The organism is Clostridium sp. BL-8, assembly GCF_002006495.1.
GTDB lineage: Bacteria > Bacillota > Clostridia > Clostridiales > Clostridiaceae > Clostridium.
In genome coordinates this window covers 1-19097 of record NZ_LZZL01000044.1, presented here as the reverse complement: position 1 = coordinate 19097, position 19097 = coordinate 1, and the positions used below count along the sequence as shown (strand labels likewise).

Below are 19097 nucleotides of genomic sequence, written 5' to 3'. Positions count from 1 at the left end.
GCTATACCTCTTCAACTAAAGAAACAAATTCTTTAGCAATGTGTCCATGTTCATTAAAACCTGTTAATTGATTGAATATTTCCTCTAAAGAACTTTCCTTTTTACTATTTTTAAGTTCTTCAAAACTCCCATCTGCTGCTATTTTTCCATTATTAATAAGTACAATCCTATTACTCACCTTCTCAACAACATCCATTATGTGAGAAGAATAAAATATAGTTTTTCCTTCCTTAGCAAGATTGCTCATAATTTCTTTGAATATCATAACGCTATTAGCATCAAGCCCACTTAAAGGTTCATCAAAAAATAGTATATCTGGATTATGAATCAAACTGCATATTATAAGTAATTTTTGCTTCATTCCCTTTGAATAAGATGATATTCTAGAATGCATAACCCCTTGAACTAAAAACAACTTCATAAGCTTCTCTGCTCTTTCAATAAGTTTTTCTTGTTCTAATTCATATATCCCACCTAAAAAACTTATATACTCAAATGCAGTTAAATTTTCATATATATCTGCAAGCTCTGGAACATATCCTATTTTCTTCTTATACTCTACATTTCCATTGCTTATATCCTGCCCTAATATTTCAACTTTCCCTTGATAGCCTTCTATTATACCAAGCATTATTTTTATAGTTGTACTTTTACCAGCACCATTAGTTCCTATATACCCTATTACCTGCCCTCTTGGAATCTCTAAATTTATTCCATCAAGTACATACTTATTTCCATAACTCATTCTCAAGTCTTTAATCGATATTATACTTTCTAAATTTCCCATAACTTTGCTCCTTCTAAAAGCACCAAATGTGTATATTTAATATTTTATTTTTAACATAAAATATACTAATAGCATACCAAATATATATTTAAATGTAAATTAACGTAAAAAAATCTTATTAAGGCAACTCACAGTTAGATTAATTATTATTTTAATTATATAAATATCCTTACTTGAATTTAAAATAACCCACAAAAATCCAAAATCAATTTTAAATTCTGTGAGTTAATTATTCCGATAGAGTATATCTTCTGTACATAGTGATATTTTGTATTAATTTTTATTTCTTCTCATAATTTATACAATCTTCAAATAAGCAATACAGCATATTAACACATCTTTCAATATATAAATCTACATCTTCAATTTTATTATCAAAGACAATTTTATGGCATACATCATCTACAAGAAAAAGCGAGTAATGCAAAAATACTTCTTCTTCCTTTTTACTATTAAAAGGTAAAGACAACACTTTAAAAATCTCTCTTATCTTATCTTCTCTTTCTTGATTCTCTTTCTTCCTAACTGCAGCTATATCCTTATCTAAAAGTGTTAATGCTTCCATTTCATTATGAAAGGTTTTTGTAAAGTCATGAAAATCCACCATCATTTTTATAAATATTTTAAACAACTCTTTTGCTTCTTCAGCATTATTAAATTGCTTATTTTTATTTTCTACCCAAAAATCATGAGTTGGGTAATCAAACTTTTTGTTAAATCTTTCAATCACTTTAATATAGATTTCTTTCTTATCCTCAAAATAGGCATATACAGAACCAGTTGCAACATCTGCTTCTTTAGATATATCCGCAGTCGTAGTATTATAATAACCTTTTTCATTAAATAATTTATAAGCTGCATCTAATATTCTCTCATATTTTTCTAAAGCCCTTTTTTGAGTTGGTATCCTTGTTTTTCTCTCCATTATCATCACCTGCCTTAATGATAAAAGATAAAAAAATAAAAGTCAACAAAATATGAAATTCAATTCATGTATTGACTTTTAAATTTCACCAGTATATCATATGAATATGAAATTAATTTCATATTTTAAATTATAATTTATGGAGGTTATCATGCATAAAAAGCAAAAAGTATTAGCGTTTATTTCATTAGCAATAGCTTGTTTTCTAACAGTACTAGATTCAACAATAGTAAATGTATCACTACCATCTATGGCTAATTATTTCAGTACAGACATAACAGGAATATCTTGGGTAAGTACAGCTTACTTAATTCCTTTTTCTGCTCTTTTGATAAACTTTTCAAAACTTGCAGATATTTATGGACGAAAGAAGTTATTTTTAATTGGTCTTATAGTTTTTGGTTCTTCCTCAATATTTTGCGGACTTTCTACTTCACTTTCTATGATCATTATTTTTAGAATTCTACAAGGTATAGGTGCCGCGATTCTTACACCACTTGCCATCCCCCTAGGCATTGAGTTATTTGGCAAAGATGCCATGTCAAAGCTCGCTGTTATAGTCGGCATGACAATCTCCATATCTGCAGCTTCTGGTCCTGTAGTAGGTGGAATTTTAAATGAAGCCTTTGGTTTTAAAGCTATATTTTATGTGAATGTGCCGTTTATCATTCTCTCTCTGATCTTTGGAGCTAAACATCTTCGAGAGTGTTACGATAGAACAATTGAAAAAAAAGTAGATTTTATTGGTTCTATATTATTAGCTTATGGAATTGGAGCACTAACCTTTTTACTTGTTAAAGGTAGTGCCTATGGCTGGGGAAGTTTAAGAATTATTACTTTAATCGCAACTTCAGGAATTTCAGTTATTTCTTTTCTCATCTACGAATTTAATTCTAAGAATCCAATGATAGAATTTAAACTTTTTAAAACTAAAAGTTTTACTTCTTCCGTAACAATAGTTGGAGTAATATTCTTTGCCTATATGCCTATTTCTTATTTGATGAATTTCTATTTAGAAAATCAACTTGGTTATACAGTATTAAATGCAGGAATGACATTAGGTATTGTTAGTTGTGTTTCCTTTTGTACGTCTCCAATTTTCGGAATTATATCCACAAAATTTGGAGCTAGAATAATTTCTCTACTTTCTATAATTTTTGTATGTCTTGGTGATTTCATGTTTGTATTTATGAATAGTTCTAACAATATAAAGTTAATTCATATTGCTTTTATAATAGTAGGACTTGGAGTTGGTGCAACTTCACCCTTGTATAAAACTGCTTTTGATGAAATATCTAAAGATAAAAACGGTATTGCCTCAGGAATATTAAATAGCTTTAGACAATTGACCGCATGTCTAGCTATAGCTTTGGTTTCAACCTTGAGCAGCTATTATACTACTCAAGCTATAGATAATTCAAAAAATAGAATAATGTATATAGTTAATAATAATGTAATTCTTGAAGAGCAAGTAAAATCTACAATATGCGATAGAATTAAAAATATAGATACTAGTCAAAATAATTCGTTCTCAAAGGACATGGTTGATAAATTAATTGAAGACAAAGAGAATACAATATTAGCTTCTGTTCCTGATAATATGAAACCAACAATTAAAGAAAATTTTAACGTTCAAACAAAAGAGATTTATAAAATTCTAGATGAAATAACCATCATAAAAAATGATGAAAGTAATAAGGTTTATAATAAGTGCTTTTTATTTACAGCAATTATTTCAATCTTTGGATTAATAGCAGTACCCTTTAATAAAAAAACAAAAAATAAAACGGAATTAAGCAAAGCTAAACCAGAATTAGCATAAGAAAACTACGGCATATATGTAAAATCAATAATTGCAAACATATATGCCTCTTTGATTGCATATCTTTATGTTTAAAATCATTATTACTAAATACTAATATTATCTTTTCACTATGATAATTATCTTACTTATAGTAAAAACTATCTTAAAAATGGAGTTGATTTTATGAAAACCACAATTTATTATTTCTCTGGGACAGGGAATTCATTAAAAATTGCTAAGGACTTAACTGTCAAATTAGAAAATGCTGATGTTGTATCTATTACAAGTATAATGAAAAAAAATGATAGTGTTCCTATCACCGCTGATAAAATTGGCATTATTTATCCTGTATATATCTGGGGTATTCCAAAAATAGTATCTAAATTTATAAAGAAAATCCAAACTGATAATAAAGGCAAATATTTTTTTGCTATAGCAACTTGTGGCGGTAAAGTCGCTGGTTCTTTATTGCGCTTGTCTAAAGAACTATCTTCAAAAGGTTTTAAGCTTTCCTTAGGCTTTTCACTGGTTCTTCCTTCAAATTATATTCCTTATATTCCTAAAGACGGTGATGATACTACTGACAATCAACAAAAGCTATTTACAGTTGCGGAAAAAAGATTAGATGAAATAACATCATTAATAAAAAATAACAAATCCGCGAAAATAGAAAAAGGATCATTAAAAGATTGTCTTATACAAACAGGATTAATTTATAGATTCGCCTCTACTGCAATTCATAAAATGGATAAAGGATTTTGGACAACTACTGATTGTATTTCATGTGGATTATGTGAAAAGATATGCCCTATGAAAAATATTGTACTAAAAGATGATACGCCTATTTGGCTTCATAAATGCGAAATGTGCTTTAGATGTTTAAATTACTGTCCAAAAAATGCTATACAATTTATGAAAAATACTGAAGGTAAAAAAAGATATAAAAATAACTTTGTAAGTTTAAATGAAATAATAGACTAAGAATTTTTATAGAATACATTTTTATACAACAAGGCTTCTTCTATAACCTTAATTTCTAATATGTACACATTAAGACAGGTAGTCTAATTTTAACTTTAATTTAGACTACCTGATATTATTCATAAAGTAATAAAAAATAAATACTTGTTTTTCTTGAAATTTAGCATTTCTATTACTTATAATATAAAAAATCTAACTATTAGAAATTGCAAAGTAACATGGGATTTCTAAAAAGTTTTGCCCATTTGAATTTGGCAAATTAATAAAATGACTTTCTGGATTTACATCAATCCAATTCTTAAGTTCAATAGATTCTTGTATCGCATCTCGTTTCACACTAGTTATGTATCTATCTCGTGGTGTCTCAAAATATGAAAAAGCAATATTTTCATGTATTGCAATTGATTGATATTTATCTCCTTTAAAGCATCCTTCTTTTACTATAGCGTAATGGTGATAAATATATGAATATAATTTATTAGGATATAATATTGCAATGCGTCCACATCTTTTCTTTGGATCAACAGGTCTTTTCCATTCTTCTAAACTTTCAGGATAGGCAAAGCAATAAATATTGAACATTGGAACCCATACACGATTACTGTCTATACCTGGCCAGACCATTAAAAAAGCTACAAGAGGCTCAAACACTTTTTCTGCTATTTGATGGTAGATTTGATTATTATTCACATCTTCAGGTTCTTCTTTTTCTATAATATATTCCACATATAGAAATACCATATTTTTATAGTGAAAAAGAGCACAGGTTAAAATTTTATTATTACTAATTTCCACTGAAGCTTTTTGCTTACATTCTTCTAGAGCTCCTTTAAAAAGTTCATTATAAGAATCGTCCTTTAAATTTGCTCTATAATGACATCTTAAAACTGTCTTCATAATTATTCACGTTCCTTTATAGAAATGTTCACTTTGTTGCAGTCTTCAATTTCATATATCCTATTATCTATTACATTATAAGGTTCCACATATTTTACGTTTCCATTTATCTCAAGATTGTCTGTATATCTAGAATATACTACCGGAATTGTATGAGAATAAACATTACGTTCAGAAGGCTGCTCATCAAAAATATCAGCAGGTTGTGTTCCTTGCTTCTCCATCGTCAAATCAATATTTCGAATTGATATATTTCTAATACGAGAATCCTCTTCTCCTGCAATAAATATGCTTGATTCACATTTCATATAAATATGGTCAAAAGTAATATTTTGAATTTTTCCTGGAAATTTATGCTGTGAATTTCTATATGTAGCACTAATGAATATCGGCTCTCCTTTTCCCCACCATCTTGGCGCAAAACTTCGCTCTGGGCAATCTGCATATCGTTTAGTGTTGCCTGATACATGATGGATATGAATATCCTCAATAGTTGCACCATCCCTTACCCATATTCCTACTCCCCGTGAGCAGTCACGGAATACACAATCGCTTAATATGACATTACGAATAGCGTTAAAGGTTTCTGTACCAATTTTTAATGCACTATCATGAGAATATAAAATACAATTGTTGATAACTATATTTTCGCAGCTTCCATATTTAGCTGCCATAGGTTCAGAATTCTTTATAACAATAGCATCATCTCCAGCTTTAATAATGCAGTTACTGATAATAACATCTTTGCAGGTATCAGGATCTATACCATCATTATTGGCTCCACGCTGATCATTTAAAATTTTTACACCATTTACGATAACGTGTTTACAACCTGCCATATGTAATGTCCAAAATGCAGCATCCTTGAAAGTGATATCCCTTACAACTAAGTTCTTAATATTTTCAAAAAAAGTTGTTCTGGGACGTAATTCTGTCCTTATGTTTAAAGGACATTCATGGAAGCCTCCATCTGCATTATCATCATAGAATATTTCATCACCTTGGCCATAAATAATGCCTTGACCTGTAATACTTATATTTTCTTCATGGAAAGCACATAGAAAACAGCCCCCTTCCCAACCAATATCTTTATTATCATCTTCAAAATTTTTAGCAAAATCTATTAAATCTTCTTGGTGGATACTGCTAATTAAATAGGCTCCGCTTTCTAAATGAAGATCAATGTTACTCTTTAAAATTAATGTTCCACTTAAAAAATTTCCGTTTGGAATAATGACACGCCCTCCACCACCTGCAGTACACTCATCAATTGTCTTTTGAATAGCCTCACGGTTATTTGTTATTCCATCTGGTTTGGCTCCATAATTCAAAATATTATAATCCTTCACCGTTTATCTTCCCCTTTATTAAATATTCCTTTTAATGATATGGTATTTATTTTTTTCATTAAAATTCCACAACTTTTTAGAAATTTGTTTTTTATGTATTGCTGTGGTTTCTTATATTATATAATTTATTATCTCACATAATTCCAAATAAATAAACACTAAAACGCTTTGTTTTGTTTTTATTTTATTGTGAATCGGGAATTAAAGTTCATAAACAAACGTAAATATTATATTTTGATACGTAACTTTTATTTTTTATTTTACTGTATATTTTCCTTAATTTATTAACACACTTTTTTAATTCTACATTTTTTGTATTCCATAAAATTTATTCACATAAAGAAAAAGCCTAGTAGTACCGTTACTAAGCTTCAACTTAATTGTTATATTTAAACTCCTCACTAACGTTCTCATTTAGATTGCTTTCAATTCTTAGATTAAATTCACATTAACATATATATCTTTCCATTTTCTGTGCGGCTTGTTTTTCTAACTGTTTAATTCTTTGATATGACAAATTAAGTTTATCTTGAACCACATAATATCTTCTATGTTCTATATGAATTATTTGTATAATATCCCTTTCTTCTTCTGTTAATATTGTCATTGCATTTTCTATTTTTTTTAGTTCTCTTCTTCTAGCCGCCTGCTCTCTATATAATTCGTCTTTCCTTTCCATCAGCTTTTCTGCCTGTATCTCTACACTTGAGGTGATTTTATAGGTTTTACCTGTTCTTTCTTCAAGTTTTTGTCCACTTATTCCCAGTATCTCTTCTTCAAGTTCCTGAACTCTTATATCTATATCCTGTATATCAGCTAAAATTTCCTTATATCTACTTACCTTATCAATAATTCTATTCATATAATCACTCTCCTTATTCTCCATAAAAAATACCGTAAATTCATTTCGAATATACGGCATTTAAAATTATATTTTTTTATTTCTCAATTTAGTAAAAATGTTATCCTTTAATACTTTTCACAAAACTGTCCCTATCTTCTTGATTTTCAAATAAGCTCAACCAATCACATATTTCTATAGCAAAATCGATAAATGCTATTCCTTGAGCTGTTATTATATTTTTATCTCTTACAACTCTTCCAGAAACAAAATTTTCTCTTGGAAAAGGATCTTCTTCTCCAAATACTTCAACATGCTTTGATGTCCACTGATCAATAGGTGTAGTATATTTAACTTCTTTTAATACACCTGCTTTTGCTAAAAAGAAAGTTCCAGCTCCACATATGGCTCCAAGTAATTTCTTTTTTAAATTAAGCTTATTAATCAATTGCATTAGTTCAGGTCTAACCTCACCATACCAACCTCCACATATTATTAAGCCTTCTGCTTCCTCATTTAATACTTCAGAAACTAGTTTGTTTGGCTTGTACAATACTCCTGACCTGCTTCTTATTATTTTATCATCATATGCAATGGTAACTATTTCTTTACCAGCATCTGCTGCCAGCAGATGAAGGATAAATGCGATTTCATAGTCAGTCATATTATCAAAAATAAATACCAATATCTTATCCATCTCATATTCCTCCTTTTTAGGCATATTATAGAATTAGTGTATTGCTATTATATCATAATTTCTAAATACCATATTATTAAATTTTCAAAGATCATAATTTTATTAAAATATAAGTTTTCTTTCAGTTAATTTTTCCATATTACTAATTTATACAAAAATAATTTTTATACTGTAAACCTAACTGGCAGTATTGTTATTAGGCTAAGATTTTTTTACTAACTTTAACTTACTAACCTTTCGAGCTTCCACCTCTCAAATTATTGCCAATTATTCTGCTATTTTTAAATCCTTAAATATTTCATCAATTGTGCACTCATAAACTTCTGCAAGTTTTTTTATTACTTTTGGTGATGGGCTTGCCCACCCCTGTTCCAACTTGTAAAATGTACTCTTACTTATGTTAAGTGACTCCATTACCTCTTCACTTTGAAGACCTAGTTTTAATCTTCTTAATCTTATTGGTGTTAATTTCATTTTTTCACTTCCTCTCAACAAAAATCTCTCTTAATAACTATCTTGTCTCAACATAGTTATATTTTATCATAATTGCCGATACGAACAAACATTCGCTTTGCTGTAAAAATCTATAATTTTATTAACTACATTACTCTTTCTTTCGTTTTCTTTCACTTCCTTAAATTCCCTAATCATTTTATCAGCATAGCCGATTGTATTTTAAATTTCTTTCATAAATATATTAATACTTTCGTATTTATTATCTAGATTTTCTTTGGAATAAAGCTATTATTAAAAAAATAAAAATAAGGAAAATAATAAGATTATCTACTTTTTATTATTTTCCTTATTTTTGTTATTAATTTAAAATATTTTTCTTTCTATTATAACTTTTTACTGCCATATAATCTCTAAAGGATTTCTATCTACCAATCTTTTAAAACTATATAGCGGATATCCTATCAGTAATCCACCTGTTACCACTCTCTCCTTAGAAATATTCAGTAACCTCAAAAGAGGTTCATATTCTGTCATAGTACAATATTCAAATAATCCTGACCAGCAACTTCCAAGCCCCAATGTTTGAGCATATAATTGCACATATGTTAATGAGAAATGTGTATTGTCACGGCCAAGTGCTTGTTGATCTCTTTTTGCAGTTGCAACCACTAAACATGGGGCTTCTCTTAAAATAGTATCTTTGTTCTCCTCACGATATTGATTTATAGTTGAAGCAGTATTTTGCACCCATGGTGAATTCTTCAATGCACCATTTTTTATAGATTCTTCCGCCCAGTCAGCTATAGCTGAAGCAATCTCTTGTAGAATGATGCGATTATCGATAACATGATATGAAATTCCTTGGGAATTGCAGGCTGTTGGTGCAAATCTACCTATATCTAGAAGCTTATAAACTGTATCACGAGATACTTCTTTTTTCTGAAATGATCTAATGGATCTTCTAGATCTAAGAAAAATGTCAGCAGTATCGGAATTGATCAATTTATCTTCTCGTATTTCAACTTGTTTCTGTAGTGGGTTTTTTGTATTATCTAAGGCACCATTTGGACAAACAGCTACACAATGACCACATTCGATACAAAGATCCTTAGCTACTTTTGGTCCTGAATCACTCATTACTAAGGTTCCTCTACAGACTTTTACACACAAGCCACATTTGATACATTTTTCAGAATTTACTATAATAAAATCATTCATACACTCTCTTTCTTTCGCATCGTTTCACTTTAATTCACCTGCTTCCAGCAAGCAAAATTTCTAACTTAGCTACCATTATTCCTTTTACTACAGAGAAATGAAAATCTAATAGAAGAGGATCTGGAAGTCCTGCTTTATCAAAATCACCATCCACTTTAGCTGTAATTACATCTATTGAATTCTTTTTAGCAGCATTTATAACTTCTAATTTGAGCTTAACAGCAAAGTGATGTTTTAAACTCCACTCTTGGATTTTATCTAGACCAATGTACTCTTGCCCTTCATCAATTACAATAGCATTCTTATCAAAAATTGAAATAAACTTATTAGAATCTGAATTATTTGATGAGTTGAAATAAGTTTTAATAGGTTCTTGTAATTTTATATTCATTAGTGTATCTCCTTTATAACTCTATTTTTTAATGTTTATTTTATATTATTGATCTCTTTTAAATATATCAAATATAACCTGACGACATCACGTCAAGTTATATAGCTAAATTAAAAATAAACCTAATCTAAAATATTAACTATACTTACACACAAACTCAGAGCATAATATCCTGGTATTATGAAAGAAATAAGTATAACCAGGTAAACTTGACATGATGTCGTCAAGTTTACCTGGTTATACTAATTAAATAAGGCACATTCAAAAGAATAACTAATCTACTTTCTTTAAGATGCCTAAAATTAATTAATTAATTAATTAATTTATTTAGGAGGTATTTTTATTTATGGAAAATATTTTATCGTTTGATATTAACAAAGAACTTGATGGTAAACGCGTACTTGTAACAGGTGGAACTAAAGGTATTGGAAGAGCAATTGTTGATCGTTTACTTAACGCTGGTGCAACAATAATAACAACTGCCCGAAGTATACCTAATGACTTACCTAATTCTGTTGGCTTCATTCAAGCAAATGTAAGTACACCAGAGGGCACTGAAAAAATTATTAGCGAAACCCTTGATAGGCTTGGTGGTTTGGATATTTTAATAAACAACGTGGGTGGTTCCTCATCTTCCACTGCCGGAGCATTAACATTAAATGACGACGACTGGCTGCAAACCTTCAATCAAAATCTTTTTTCAGCTGTACGACTTGATCGTGGATTTCTACCATCTATGGTTAAACAGCAAAAAGGTGTAATAATTCATATTTCATCTATCCAACGAAAACTTCCTGGAATAATGACTATGTCATACTCTGCTACTAAGGCAGCTTTAACCAATTACAGCAAAAATCTAGCTACACAATTTGGTGGAGATGGTATAAGAATAAATACGATTGCTCCTGGTTTTACAGAAACAAAAGCCGCTGAACGCCTCATTGAAAGGATGGCACAAAATTCCGGAACTGATTATAATGGAGCACGTCAAGAACTAATGGATAACCTCGGCGGCATACCACTTGGCCGTCCTGCAAAACCTGAAGAAATTGCTGAGCTTGCTGCTTTTCTTGTATCAGACAGAGCTTCTTATATTACTGGTAGTGAGCATATTATTGATGGTGGAATAATTCGAACTATATAGTGCAAGAGTAAACACAAAAAAACCTGCTAAATGCAGGTTTTTTTGCTATATACGTATTTATATTATCTTTTTTCTTTACCTGTAGCATCACCATACATAAGATTTTCAACTTCAGCTACTGTTGAAAGGTTAGCATCACCCATCATACTATATTTTAGGCATGAACCAGCTGTTGCAAACTCAATGATATCTTGAGTTGAATATCCTGATGTTATTGCATATATAAGTGATGCAGCAAAAGCATCTCCTCCACCTATATTATCTATAACATGTATATCGTACTTCTTAGCATTATAGAATTCTTTTCCATCATATAATACTGCTGTCCAGTCTACATCTTCTGCTGTAAATCTATTTCTTAAAATTATTGTAGCATACTTCATATTGAATTTTTCTACAAACTTTTTAAGTATCTCGTTGCAATCTGCTTTTTCATCTATTGGCTCACCTAATGCCATTTGTGCTTCATCAAGACTTCCAAGAGATACGTCACAATATGGTAGAAGTTCTCTTATTGCTTTGCTGAATGCTTCTTTATTCCATAGAGTTTCTCTAAAGTTTAAATCTACACTTATTGTTAATCCTTTTTCCTTAGCTGCTTTTACTGCATCTAAAGTAATCTTTGCGCATTCTTCTGAAAGCGCTGGAGTTATTCCTGAAAAATGGAACCATTCTGCTCCTTCAAAAATTTTGTCCCAGTTAAAGTCTTCTCTCTTAGCTGTTGCCATTGAAGAGCCTTTTCTGTCAAATGTAAACTTAGTTGGTCTTTGAGATTCTCCATATTCACTGAAATAAATACCTATTCTTTCTCCGCCTCTAACTACGTCTTTAGTATCAACTCCATATTTTCTTAATTCATTTATTGCGCATTGTGCTATATCATTATCTGGAAGTTTAGTTATGTAACTTGTTTCCTTTCCAAATACAGCAAGCGAAACTGATACATTTGCTTCACTTCCACCGTAAAATGCGTTAAACTGCTTAGATTGAGAAAATCTGTCATACCCTACTGGCGAAAGTCTAAGCATCATTTCTCCTATTGTTACTATCTTTCCCATTTTTCCACCTCTTATGATAATTTTAGTTAATATTATTCTATTTACAAAGAATACTTTTATTTTTTGGAACACGTTTTCCAAAAATAATATGTTCTATAAAATTATATTCCAAATCGTTATAACTTTCAAAGTATAGTTGAGTCTGTTTTTGTCAAATAACATAAAACTACTGCTCATTCATTCATATATAGGCATATTCCTTAAATTTAATAATTTTCCACAATAGCACTTTACATGAATTATCTTGTGACACTATCCCTTAATTAAAAATTTTATAGTATAACTATAGCTTTAGCCTAAAATAGTGATAAATAATCATTGCAAACATATAACTTATCTAGATAAACAATATTTTACTTGTTGAAATTATTTTAGCATTATGTTATAGTACTTATTAACAAAACGATTGGAGGTGGAAAGATGATTAACTTTTCTTGCTAATATTTTAAAGCATAATAGACTTATAAAGGCGAAAATATCGCTTGTTTTATTGTGCTTATGCAAGAAAGTTATTAATCTTTTCACTCGTACGGTATATATTAATCATGCCTATAATTGGTTTGATTTTGCTGTATTTATTGAGCTGCAAGAATTAACTTTCTTGCAGCTCAATTTTTTATACAGGAGGATAAATTCATGTCTTTAATAAACGTAACAAATTTAACTTTTGCCTATGATGGCAGCTATGATAATATATTTGAAAAAGTAAACTTTCAAATAAATACTGATTGGAAACTAGGTTTTACAGGAAGAAATGGAAGAGGTAAAACAACATTTTTTAATTTACTCCTTGGCAAATATGAATATAGTGGTAGCATTTCTTCTAATGTAACCTTCGAATACTTTCCTTTTAAGGTAAAAAATACAGATTATCTAACTATTGATGTAGTTGAAGAGATTTATCCAGACTTTCTTGAGTGGAAATTAATGCGTGAACTTTCTTTACTTGAAGTTTCTGATGATATTTTGTACCGCCCTTTTAAGTCATTATCTTATGGAGAGCAGACAAAAGTGCTCCTTGCTGCTTTGTTTCTTAAGGAAAATAGCTTTTTATTGATTGATGAGCCAACAAATCATCTTGATATGAAGGCAAGAAAACTTGTTAGTAACTATCTTAATACTAAAAAAGGTTTTATTTTAATATCACATGACAGGGCTTTTCTCGATAACTGTGTTGATCATATTCTTTCAATCAATAAAACCAATATCGAAATTCAAAAGGGCAATTTTTCCTCATGGTGGGAAAATAAAAAAAGACAAGATGGTTTTGAGCTTGCAGAAAATGAACAACTTAAAAAAGATATCAATAGATTATCTCAAGCTGCTAAACAAACAGGTAGCTGGTCTGACAAAGTAGAGAAGACAAAAAACGGAATGCGAAACTCTGGTTCAAAGGTGGATAAAGGCTACATTGGACATAAAGCTGCTAAAATGATGAAGCGCTCTAAATCAATTGAAACCAGACAACAAGCTGCTATTGATGAAAAATCTAAGCTTCTTAAAAATGTTGAAAACTCTGAGATCTTAAAAATTTCTCAGCTTCCGTATCATAAAGACAAACTTGTAGAACTTGAAAATATATCAATACTTTATGGTGATGCTGCTATCTGCAAGGATGTAAGCTTTACTATCGAACAAGGTGATAGATTAGTCCTTATAGGTAGAAATGGTTGTGGAAAATCAAGTGTTATGAAACTTATTTATGGTGAGGATATAGATTATACAGGCACTTTCAGAAAAGGAAGTCAGCTTAAAATATCCTATGTCTCACAAGATACATCTAATCTTAATGGTAATTTAACCGATTATGCTAGATATAATGATATTGATGAAAGTCTTTTTAAATCTATTTTAAGAAAACTTGATTTTTCAAGGACTCAATTTGAAAAGGATATGTCAGCTTTTAGCGGTGGACAGAAGAAAAAAGTATTAATTGCCAAAAGCCTTTGTGAAAAAGCTCATTTATATATCTGGGATGAACCTCTTAATTTTATAGATGTTATTTCGCGTATGCAAATAGAAGAATTATTACTGTCATACTCACCAACCATTTTATTTGTAGAACACGATAGTGAATTTTCAAAGAATATTGCAACAAAAATTTTTGAGTTCTAGTGATTTATATAAATTACACTAAAAAAGCACTCATTCTTAACTACTCTATGTCTACTTGACAAGGAGCAGTTTATAGAATAGTGCTTTAAACATTTTCATTATTTATATATAACAGGATATTTTTTTATTAAGTCTTCATACATAAAGCAATCACAAACATGATCATTTATAATACCGCTGGCTTGTAGATGAGAATATACAGTGACAGATCCGAGAAATTTAAAACCTCGTTTCTTTAATTCCTTACTTATCTCATCAGATAATTCATTTTTAGATGGTATATTTCCAGATTGATGTTCCTTGTAAATCACTGTTTTTCTCTCTGTAAAGCCCCATATGTATTTATCAAAAGAACCATATTGCTTTATTATTTCTTGAAAATTTTTTGCATTATTGATGACTGCTTCTACTTTTCTTCTTGATTTTATCATTCCATCAGTCAGTAAGATTTCTTCTATTTTCTCTTCTCCATATTCAACTATTTTATCAAAATCAAAATTATCAAAACACTGCCTGAAAACTTCTCTCTTTTTAAGCATCAATTTCCAATTTAATCCTGCCTGCATTATCTCAAGTGTGATAAATTCAAACTGCTTTCTATCATCATGAACAGGTATTCCCCATTCACGATCATGATAATCCTGCATTATTCCTTCATCTAAACACCAACTACATCTTTTTTTCTCTAACATGTTCTATCCTTTCAACTCCTTAAAATTAATTATTCAAAGGCTTTCATTGATTCATTTACAGATTCTTCACAGGATCTCATTGCAAAAATTGTTTTTTCTAAAAGTTCATCTAAGCTCCAGCCAAGCATTTCTGCTCCATCTTTAATAACATCTCTAGAGCATCCTGCCGCAAATTTTTTATCTTTAAACTTCTTCTTTAAGCTAGATAATTCCATATCCATTACGCTCTTTGAAGGGCGCATTCTTGCTGCTGCACCTATTAAGCCTGTTAATTCATCTGTTGCAAATAATACCTTTTCCATAGTGTGCTCAGGTTTGATATCAACACAAAGTCCATATCCGTGACTACATACAGAATGAATTATATCTTCACTTACATTGGCTTCTTTCAATAATTCTTGTGCTTTTATGCAATGCTCTTCTGGCCACATTTCAAAATCAATATCATGTAAAAGTCCCACGTTCCCCCAATATTCAGCTTCTTCTCCATAACCAAGCTGCTCTGCGTACCACTTCATAACGCCTTCAACTGTAAGACCATGAAGTATATGAAATGGCTCCTTGTTATATTTTTTAAGCAAATCAAATGCTTCTTCCCTTGTAATTGTATTATTCATTATAGTTCCTCCCTTTTTATTTTTCTCTATGCTTACGCTAAAATAACTTATTCTCATTATATCCATTTTACCAAAAAATTTCTTTATATAATACCTTTTCTTATTTATATGGTAATTTCTTGTATTGAAAAATAAGAAATACCCCAAGATACTTCTTATCCTTCAAACAATTCCTCTTATTTCTTCCATCTTTTAAGATTAGGAAAGGTTTCTTTTAAGAGCTTCCTTGCTTCAACTTCAGGCATCCCAGTTTGTTTCATAAAAGGAACACAAATTTCAATTTCTTCTTCCATAGTTACATTAGGAGAAGTAAAATTTCCCTTTTGATAACAATAAATACAATATTCTGCATTGTTACTTCCATCATTATTTGTACCATGAATTTCTTTAGATTCCATAGGCATACCGCAGCTTTGACAAATTAAATTTTCCATAAAAATATCCTCCTTATTTTAGAATCAATACTTAATTTTGATTCTTATATTCTTATTATAATTAGGCAAAACTGACAACTGCATGTCACATTTATTAATAGCATTAATTTTTTTCATACATTCACATTTTTTAAATTTCATAAATATTGATTATCTTTTCTTCTCCACTAGACATATCTTTAAGTTTCACTTGTCTATTTAGAACTTCCTCTTCTCCAACAAGCACTATATTGGCTATTTCTAATTTATTGGCATAGTTAAGTTTTTTCTTAAGTTTATCGTCTTCAAGATATATCTCTGTATATTTTTGTTTTTCCAATAGTCTCTTATATACCTCACCACAATATTCTAAGGTATTTCCAATTGGAATAATCAAATATTCTATTGATTTTTCAACTTTATAATTATCAATAAACCCTATTTCCTTTAACACAAAAAATAACCTTGTGAGGCCAATTGATATTCCAACTCCAGGCAGGATATTATCTGTGTAATTTTGAGCCAAGTTATCATATCTTCCCCCTGAACATATAGAACCATAGTTTTCATTTCCTACTAAGAATGTCTCAAATACTGTTCCTGTATAATAATCAAGTCCCCTTATTATCTTTAAATTTATTACATACTCTTTATCTTCTACTCCAAAAAGCTTTAGCATTTTCTCAACCGAGACAAGCTCATCAATACCTTTTTCAAATTCCTCTGAATTTACATTTAATTTTTTTAATTTTTCAATTATTTCTTCATTGCTTCCATTAATGTTGATGATCTTATTAACAGCATCGGCTTTTTCTTTTCCAACCAATTCATATAAAGATTGTTTAAATTCTTCAGATCCTATTTTATCGTACTTATCAATTAATCTCATAACCTCAGTTATATTTATTATTTCTAAACTCTTTAAAATGCCTGTTAGTATTTTCCTATTATTTATTTGAAATTTATAGTTCTTTAGGCCAATAGCCTTAAATCCTTTTGATACCAAACTTATTACTAAGGCATCATTATTAATACTAAGTTCATTTTTTCCTATAATATCAATATCACACTGATAAAACTCTCTATATCTTCCCTTTTGATTTCTTTCTCCTCTAAAAACTTTTCCAACCTGATATCTTTTAAACGGAAATATAAGTTCATTAAAATGTTGAGCAGCAAATCTAGCAAAAGGCACTGTTAAATCAAATCTCAAAGATAAATCATTATTTCCTTTATTAAATCTGTAAACCTGCTTTTCTGTTTCTCCTGCACTCTTAGCAAGCAACACCTCTGATTTTTCAATAATAGGTGTATCCATTTCTAAAAATCCATTCTCCTCATATACTTTTGTTATCTTTCTTAATATATCCTTAAATATTTTTTGTTCCTTAGGCAATAGCTCCATAAACCCCGGTAATATACTTGGCTGTATTTTATTAATTTTCATAATTCTATTCTCCTCCTAACATTTATTCCACAAACTTATTTTTACTTTAATATACAAAAAACCATGCAGGCATATCCTGCATGGTTCAATAAATTACTACTAACATTTAATTCATCACCATCAGCAGATACAAGCCTACAATTTATAGACTTGAATCTGCTTTTAAACAGACCAAGTCTTACCGATGATGATGTATGAAATTTATTAGTTTCATATTAAATGCTTTCATAACTTTTCCTCCTGAGATTTAATTGTTATCATTATATATTATAAAAAATCCTTTTTCAATTATTATTTTAAGATTCTAATATAAATTATTTTTGGATTTTTTATATGTTGCAATTGTTTTTCTACATTTTCCATCTGAATATTTATTTAGCGGATAGACATCCTAACTGTAATTTTATTATTGAAACATATATAACATAAATGTTTTATATTCACTCTTTTATATGAAAATATAATTCTGGAGTATTCTCATTAATAGTAGCAAATTCATATCCTCGCGATTTATAATACTTTATTATTTTAGGAAGAGCCTTATATGTATTCTCATTTGCATCGGTGCAATGCATAAGAAGTATTATAGTTTGTAATTTTTCGCTTCCCTTTTTAACTTTTCTATATATCTTATTAGGTGATAGTTTTGGGTTTACCCCATCTGTCGTATCTAAATTCCAATCATATACTTTTAAATTATTATCATGCAATCTTTTCAAAAAGCTTTTATTCAGATGGCTGGCACTGCCGCCAGGAAACCTAAGTATATTGGGTGAAATTCCAATAACTCTGTTTATCTCGTTACGACATTGAATCATTTCTTGAATAAACTTATCTTCACTGCTATAAATTTTTTTATAATCGTGGGTATAGCTATGGAGCCCTATATTATTTCCTTCATTATAAATTCTTTTTACCACCTCTTCATTGCATTTAATCTGGTTGCCTATTAGAAAAAATGTTGCATTAACCTTATACTTTTTTAATACATCTAGAATTTCATTTGTTACTATAGGGCTAGGTCCATCATCAAAGGTTAAGTAAATTACCTTTTTACTTGCAGCTTTAGATGTTGCAGAAACGCTCCATATATTTTCATTAAATATATAAATAATAAGAAATACACTCATAGTAAGAAATAGAATATTCTTTAATTTATTCTTCACTTATTTTCCTCCTATTGTTACTTGGTTTTCTTTTAATTATTAACGACCTGTTGTAAAATGAAATTGAACTAATAAAAAATCCATAGTTGATTATTCTGT

Annotated in this window: 19 protein-coding genes; 4 read left to right on the top strand and 15 right to left on the bottom strand. The window is 29.5% G+C overall.

What is annotated here, in order from left to right; translation table 11 throughout:
* Position 1: 1 nt before the first annotated feature.
* Positions 2-787 carry an ABC transporter ATP-binding protein gene (locus CLOBL_RS15525; protein WP_077859876.1) on the bottom strand — a complete coding sequence of 262 codons (786 nt, stop codon included), beginning with the start codon at positions 785-787 and terminating at the stop codon, positions 2-4.
* Positions 788-1067: 280 nt separating this feature from the next.
* Positions 1068-1712: a TetR/AcrR family transcriptional regulator gene (locus tag CLOBL_RS15520; RefSeq protein ID WP_077859875.1), complete on the bottom strand. Its 645-nt coding sequence runs from the start codon at positions 1710-1712 to the stop codon at positions 1068-1070.
* A gap of 151 nt (positions 1713-1863) precedes the next feature.
* Here CLOBL_RS15520 and CLOBL_RS15515 point away from each other — a divergent pair, with 151 nt between their 5' ends.
* Positions 1864-3534, top strand: a complete 1671-nt coding sequence (locus tag CLOBL_RS15515; RefSeq protein ID WP_077859874.1) for an MFS transporter — start codon at positions 1864-1866, stop codon at positions 3532-3534.
* A 165-nt stretch (positions 3535-3699) separates the two neighbouring features.
* Positions 3700-4497 (top strand): EFR1 family ferrodoxin, encoded by a 798-nt coding sequence (locus CLOBL_RS15510; protein ID WP_077859873.1) that lies wholly within the window; start codon positions 3700-3702, stop codon positions 4495-4497.
* A gap of 192 nt (positions 4498-4689) precedes the next feature.
* Here the strand turns inward: CLOBL_RS15510 and CLOBL_RS15505 are convergent, their stop codons facing one another.
* The 7 genes from CLOBL_RS15505 to CLOBL_RS15475 form a co-directional block, all read right to left on the bottom strand.
* Positions 4690-5394, bottom strand: a complete 705-nt coding sequence (locus CLOBL_RS15505; protein ID WP_077859872.1) for a hypothetical protein — start codon at positions 5392-5394, stop codon at positions 4690-4692.
* A gap of 2 nt (positions 5395-5396) precedes the next feature.
* Positions 5397-6743 carry a glycosyl hydrolase family 28 protein gene (locus CLOBL_RS15500; protein ID WP_077859871.1) on the bottom strand — a complete coding sequence of 449 codons (1347 nt, stop codon included), beginning with the start codon at positions 6741-6743 and terminating at the stop codon, positions 5397-5399.
* A 448-nt stretch (positions 6744-7191) separates the two neighbouring features.
* Positions 7192-7605, bottom strand: coding sequence for a hypothetical protein (locus tag CLOBL_RS15495; protein WP_077859870.1), 414 nt, complete (start codon positions 7603-7605; stop codon positions 7192-7194).
* Between the two features lie 100 nt (positions 7606-7705).
* Positions 7706-8281, bottom strand: a complete 576-nt coding sequence (locus CLOBL_RS15490) for a DJ-1/PfpI family protein (RefSeq protein ID WP_077859869.1) — start codon at positions 8279-8281, stop codon at positions 7706-7708.
* A gap of 267 nt (positions 8282-8548) precedes the next feature.
* The gene (locus CLOBL_RS15485) at positions 8549-8755 is read right to left on the bottom strand and encodes a helix-turn-helix transcriptional regulator (protein ID WP_077859898.1); all 207 of its coding nucleotides are present in this window, start codon (positions 8753-8755) and stop codon (positions 8549-8551) included.
* 375 nt (positions 8756-9130) lie between these two features.
* Complete coding sequence (locus tag CLOBL_RS15480; protein ID WP_077859868.1) at positions 9131-9955, bottom strand: nitroreductase family protein; 825 nt, start codon at positions 9953-9955, stop codon at positions 9131-9133.
* 34 nt (positions 9956-9989) lie between these two features.
* Positions 9990-10346 carry a hypothetical protein gene (locus CLOBL_RS15475; protein WP_077859867.1) on the bottom strand — a complete coding sequence of 119 codons (357 nt, stop codon included), beginning with the start codon at positions 10344-10346 and terminating at the stop codon, positions 9990-9992.
* Positions 10347-10692: 346 nt separating this feature from the next.
* Here CLOBL_RS15475 and CLOBL_RS15470 point away from each other — a divergent pair, with 346 nt between their 5' ends.
* Positions 10693-11490, top strand: coding sequence for an SDR family oxidoreductase (locus CLOBL_RS15470; RefSeq protein WP_077859866.1), 798 nt, complete (start codon positions 10693-10695; stop codon positions 11488-11490).
* Between the two features lie 62 nt (positions 11491-11552).
* On the opposite strand, the gene CLOBL_RS15465 is transcribed toward CLOBL_RS15470, so the two are convergent.
* Entirely contained in the window at positions 11553-12548 is a 996-nt protein-coding gene (locus CLOBL_RS15465) for a sugar kinase (protein WP_077859865.1), read from the bottom strand.
* A 636-nt stretch (positions 12549-13184) separates the two neighbouring features.
* On the opposite strand from CLOBL_RS15465, the gene CLOBL_RS15460 reads away from it, so the two are divergent.
* Positions 13185-14663: an Lsa family ABC-F type ribosomal protection protein gene (locus CLOBL_RS15460; RefSeq protein ID WP_077859864.1), complete on the top strand. Its 1479-nt coding sequence runs from the start codon at positions 13185-13187 to the stop codon at positions 14661-14663.
* Positions 14664-14761: 98 nt separating this feature from the next.
* Here CLOBL_RS15460 and CLOBL_RS15455 read toward each other — a convergent pair whose 3' ends face one another.
* From CLOBL_RS15455 to CLOBL_RS15435, 5 genes are all read right to left on the bottom strand, one after another.
* Entirely contained in the window at positions 14762-15355 is a 594-nt protein-coding gene (locus CLOBL_RS15455; protein ID WP_077859863.1) for a DNA-3-methyladenine glycosylase I, read from the bottom strand.
* A gap of 29 nt (positions 15356-15384) precedes the next feature.
* Complete coding sequence (locus CLOBL_RS15450; protein ID WP_077859897.1) at positions 15385-15972, bottom strand: hydrolase; 588 nt, start codon at positions 15970-15972, stop codon at positions 15385-15387.
* A 176-nt stretch (positions 15973-16148) separates the two neighbouring features.
* A complete protein-coding gene (locus CLOBL_RS15445; RefSeq protein WP_077859862.1) occupies positions 16149-16406 on the bottom strand; it encodes a zinc ribbon domain-containing protein in 258 nt (85 codons plus the stop codon).
* A gap of 130 nt (positions 16407-16536) precedes the next feature.
* Positions 16537-17832, bottom strand: a complete 1296-nt coding sequence (gene hisS, locus CLOBL_RS15440; RefSeq protein ID WP_077859861.1) for a histidine--tRNA ligase — start codon at positions 17830-17832, stop codon at positions 16537-16539.
* 440 nt (positions 17833-18272) lie between these two features.
* Positions 18273-18998, bottom strand: a complete 726-nt coding sequence (locus CLOBL_RS15435; protein ID WP_077859860.1) for a polysaccharide deacetylase family protein — start codon at positions 18996-18998, stop codon at positions 18273-18275.
* Positions 18999-19097: the final 99 nt, after the last annotated feature.

Coding starts and splice junctions, on each gene's coding strand:
- CLOBL_RS15445 (WP_077859862.1), bottom strand. CDS start 16,406: ATGGAAAATTTAATTTGTCAAAGCTGCGGTATGCCTATGGAATCTAAA.
- CLOBL_RS15520 (WP_077859875.1), bottom strand. CDS start 1,712: ATGGAGAGAAAAACAAGGATACCAACTCAAAAAAGGGCTTTAGAAAAA.
- CLOBL_RS15480 (WP_077859868.1), bottom strand. CDS start 9,955: ATGAATGATTTTATTATAGTAAATTCTGAAAAATGTATCAAATGTGGC.
- CLOBL_RS15465 (WP_077859865.1), bottom strand. CDS start 12,548: ATGGGAAAGATAGTAACAATAGGAGAAATGATGCTTAGACTTTCGCCA.
- CLOBL_RS15515 (WP_077859874.1), top strand. CDS start 1,864: ATGCATAAAAAGCAAAAAGTATTAGCGTTTATTTCATTAGCAATAGCT.
- CLOBL_RS15505 (WP_077859872.1), bottom strand. CDS start 5,394: ATGAAGACAGTTTTAAGATGTCATTATAGAGCAAATTTAAAGGACGAT.
- CLOBL_RS15475 (WP_077859867.1), bottom strand. CDS start 10,346: ATGAATATAAAATTACAAGAACCTATTAAAACTTATTTCAACTCATCA.
- CLOBL_RS15495 (WP_077859870.1), bottom strand. CDS start 7,605: ATGAATAGAATTATTGATAAGGTAAGTAGATATAAGGAAATTTTAGCT.
- hisS (WP_077859861.1), bottom strand. CDS start 17,832: ATGAAAATTAATAAAATACAGCCAAGTATATTACCGGGGTTTATGGAG.
- CLOBL_RS15485 (WP_077859898.1), bottom strand. CDS start 8,755: ATGAAATTAACACCAATAAGATTAAGAAGATTAAAACTAGGTCTTCAA.
- CLOBL_RS15460 (WP_077859864.1), top strand. CDS start 13,185: ATGTCTTTAATAAACGTAACAAATTTAACTTTTGCCTATGATGGCAGC.
- CLOBL_RS15510 (WP_077859873.1), top strand. CDS start 3,700: ATGAAAACCACAATTTATTATTTCTCTGGGACAGGGAATTCATTAAAA.
- CLOBL_RS15525 (WP_077859876.1), bottom strand. CDS start 787: ATGGGAAATTTAGAAAGTATAATATCGATTAAAGACTTGAGAATGAGT.
- CLOBL_RS15490 (WP_077859869.1), bottom strand. CDS start 8,281: ATGGATAAGATATTGGTATTTATTTTTGATAATATGACTGACTATGAA.
- CLOBL_RS15455 (WP_077859863.1), bottom strand. CDS start 15,355: ATGTTAGAGAAAAAAAGATGTAGTTGGTGTTTAGATGAAGGAATAATG.
- CLOBL_RS15450 (WP_077859897.1), bottom strand. CDS start 15,972: ATGAATAATACAATTACAAGGGAAGAAGCATTTGATTTGCTTAAAAAA.
- CLOBL_RS15470 (WP_077859866.1), top strand. CDS start 10,693: ATGGAAAATATTTTATCGTTTGATATTAACAAAGAACTTGATGGTAAA.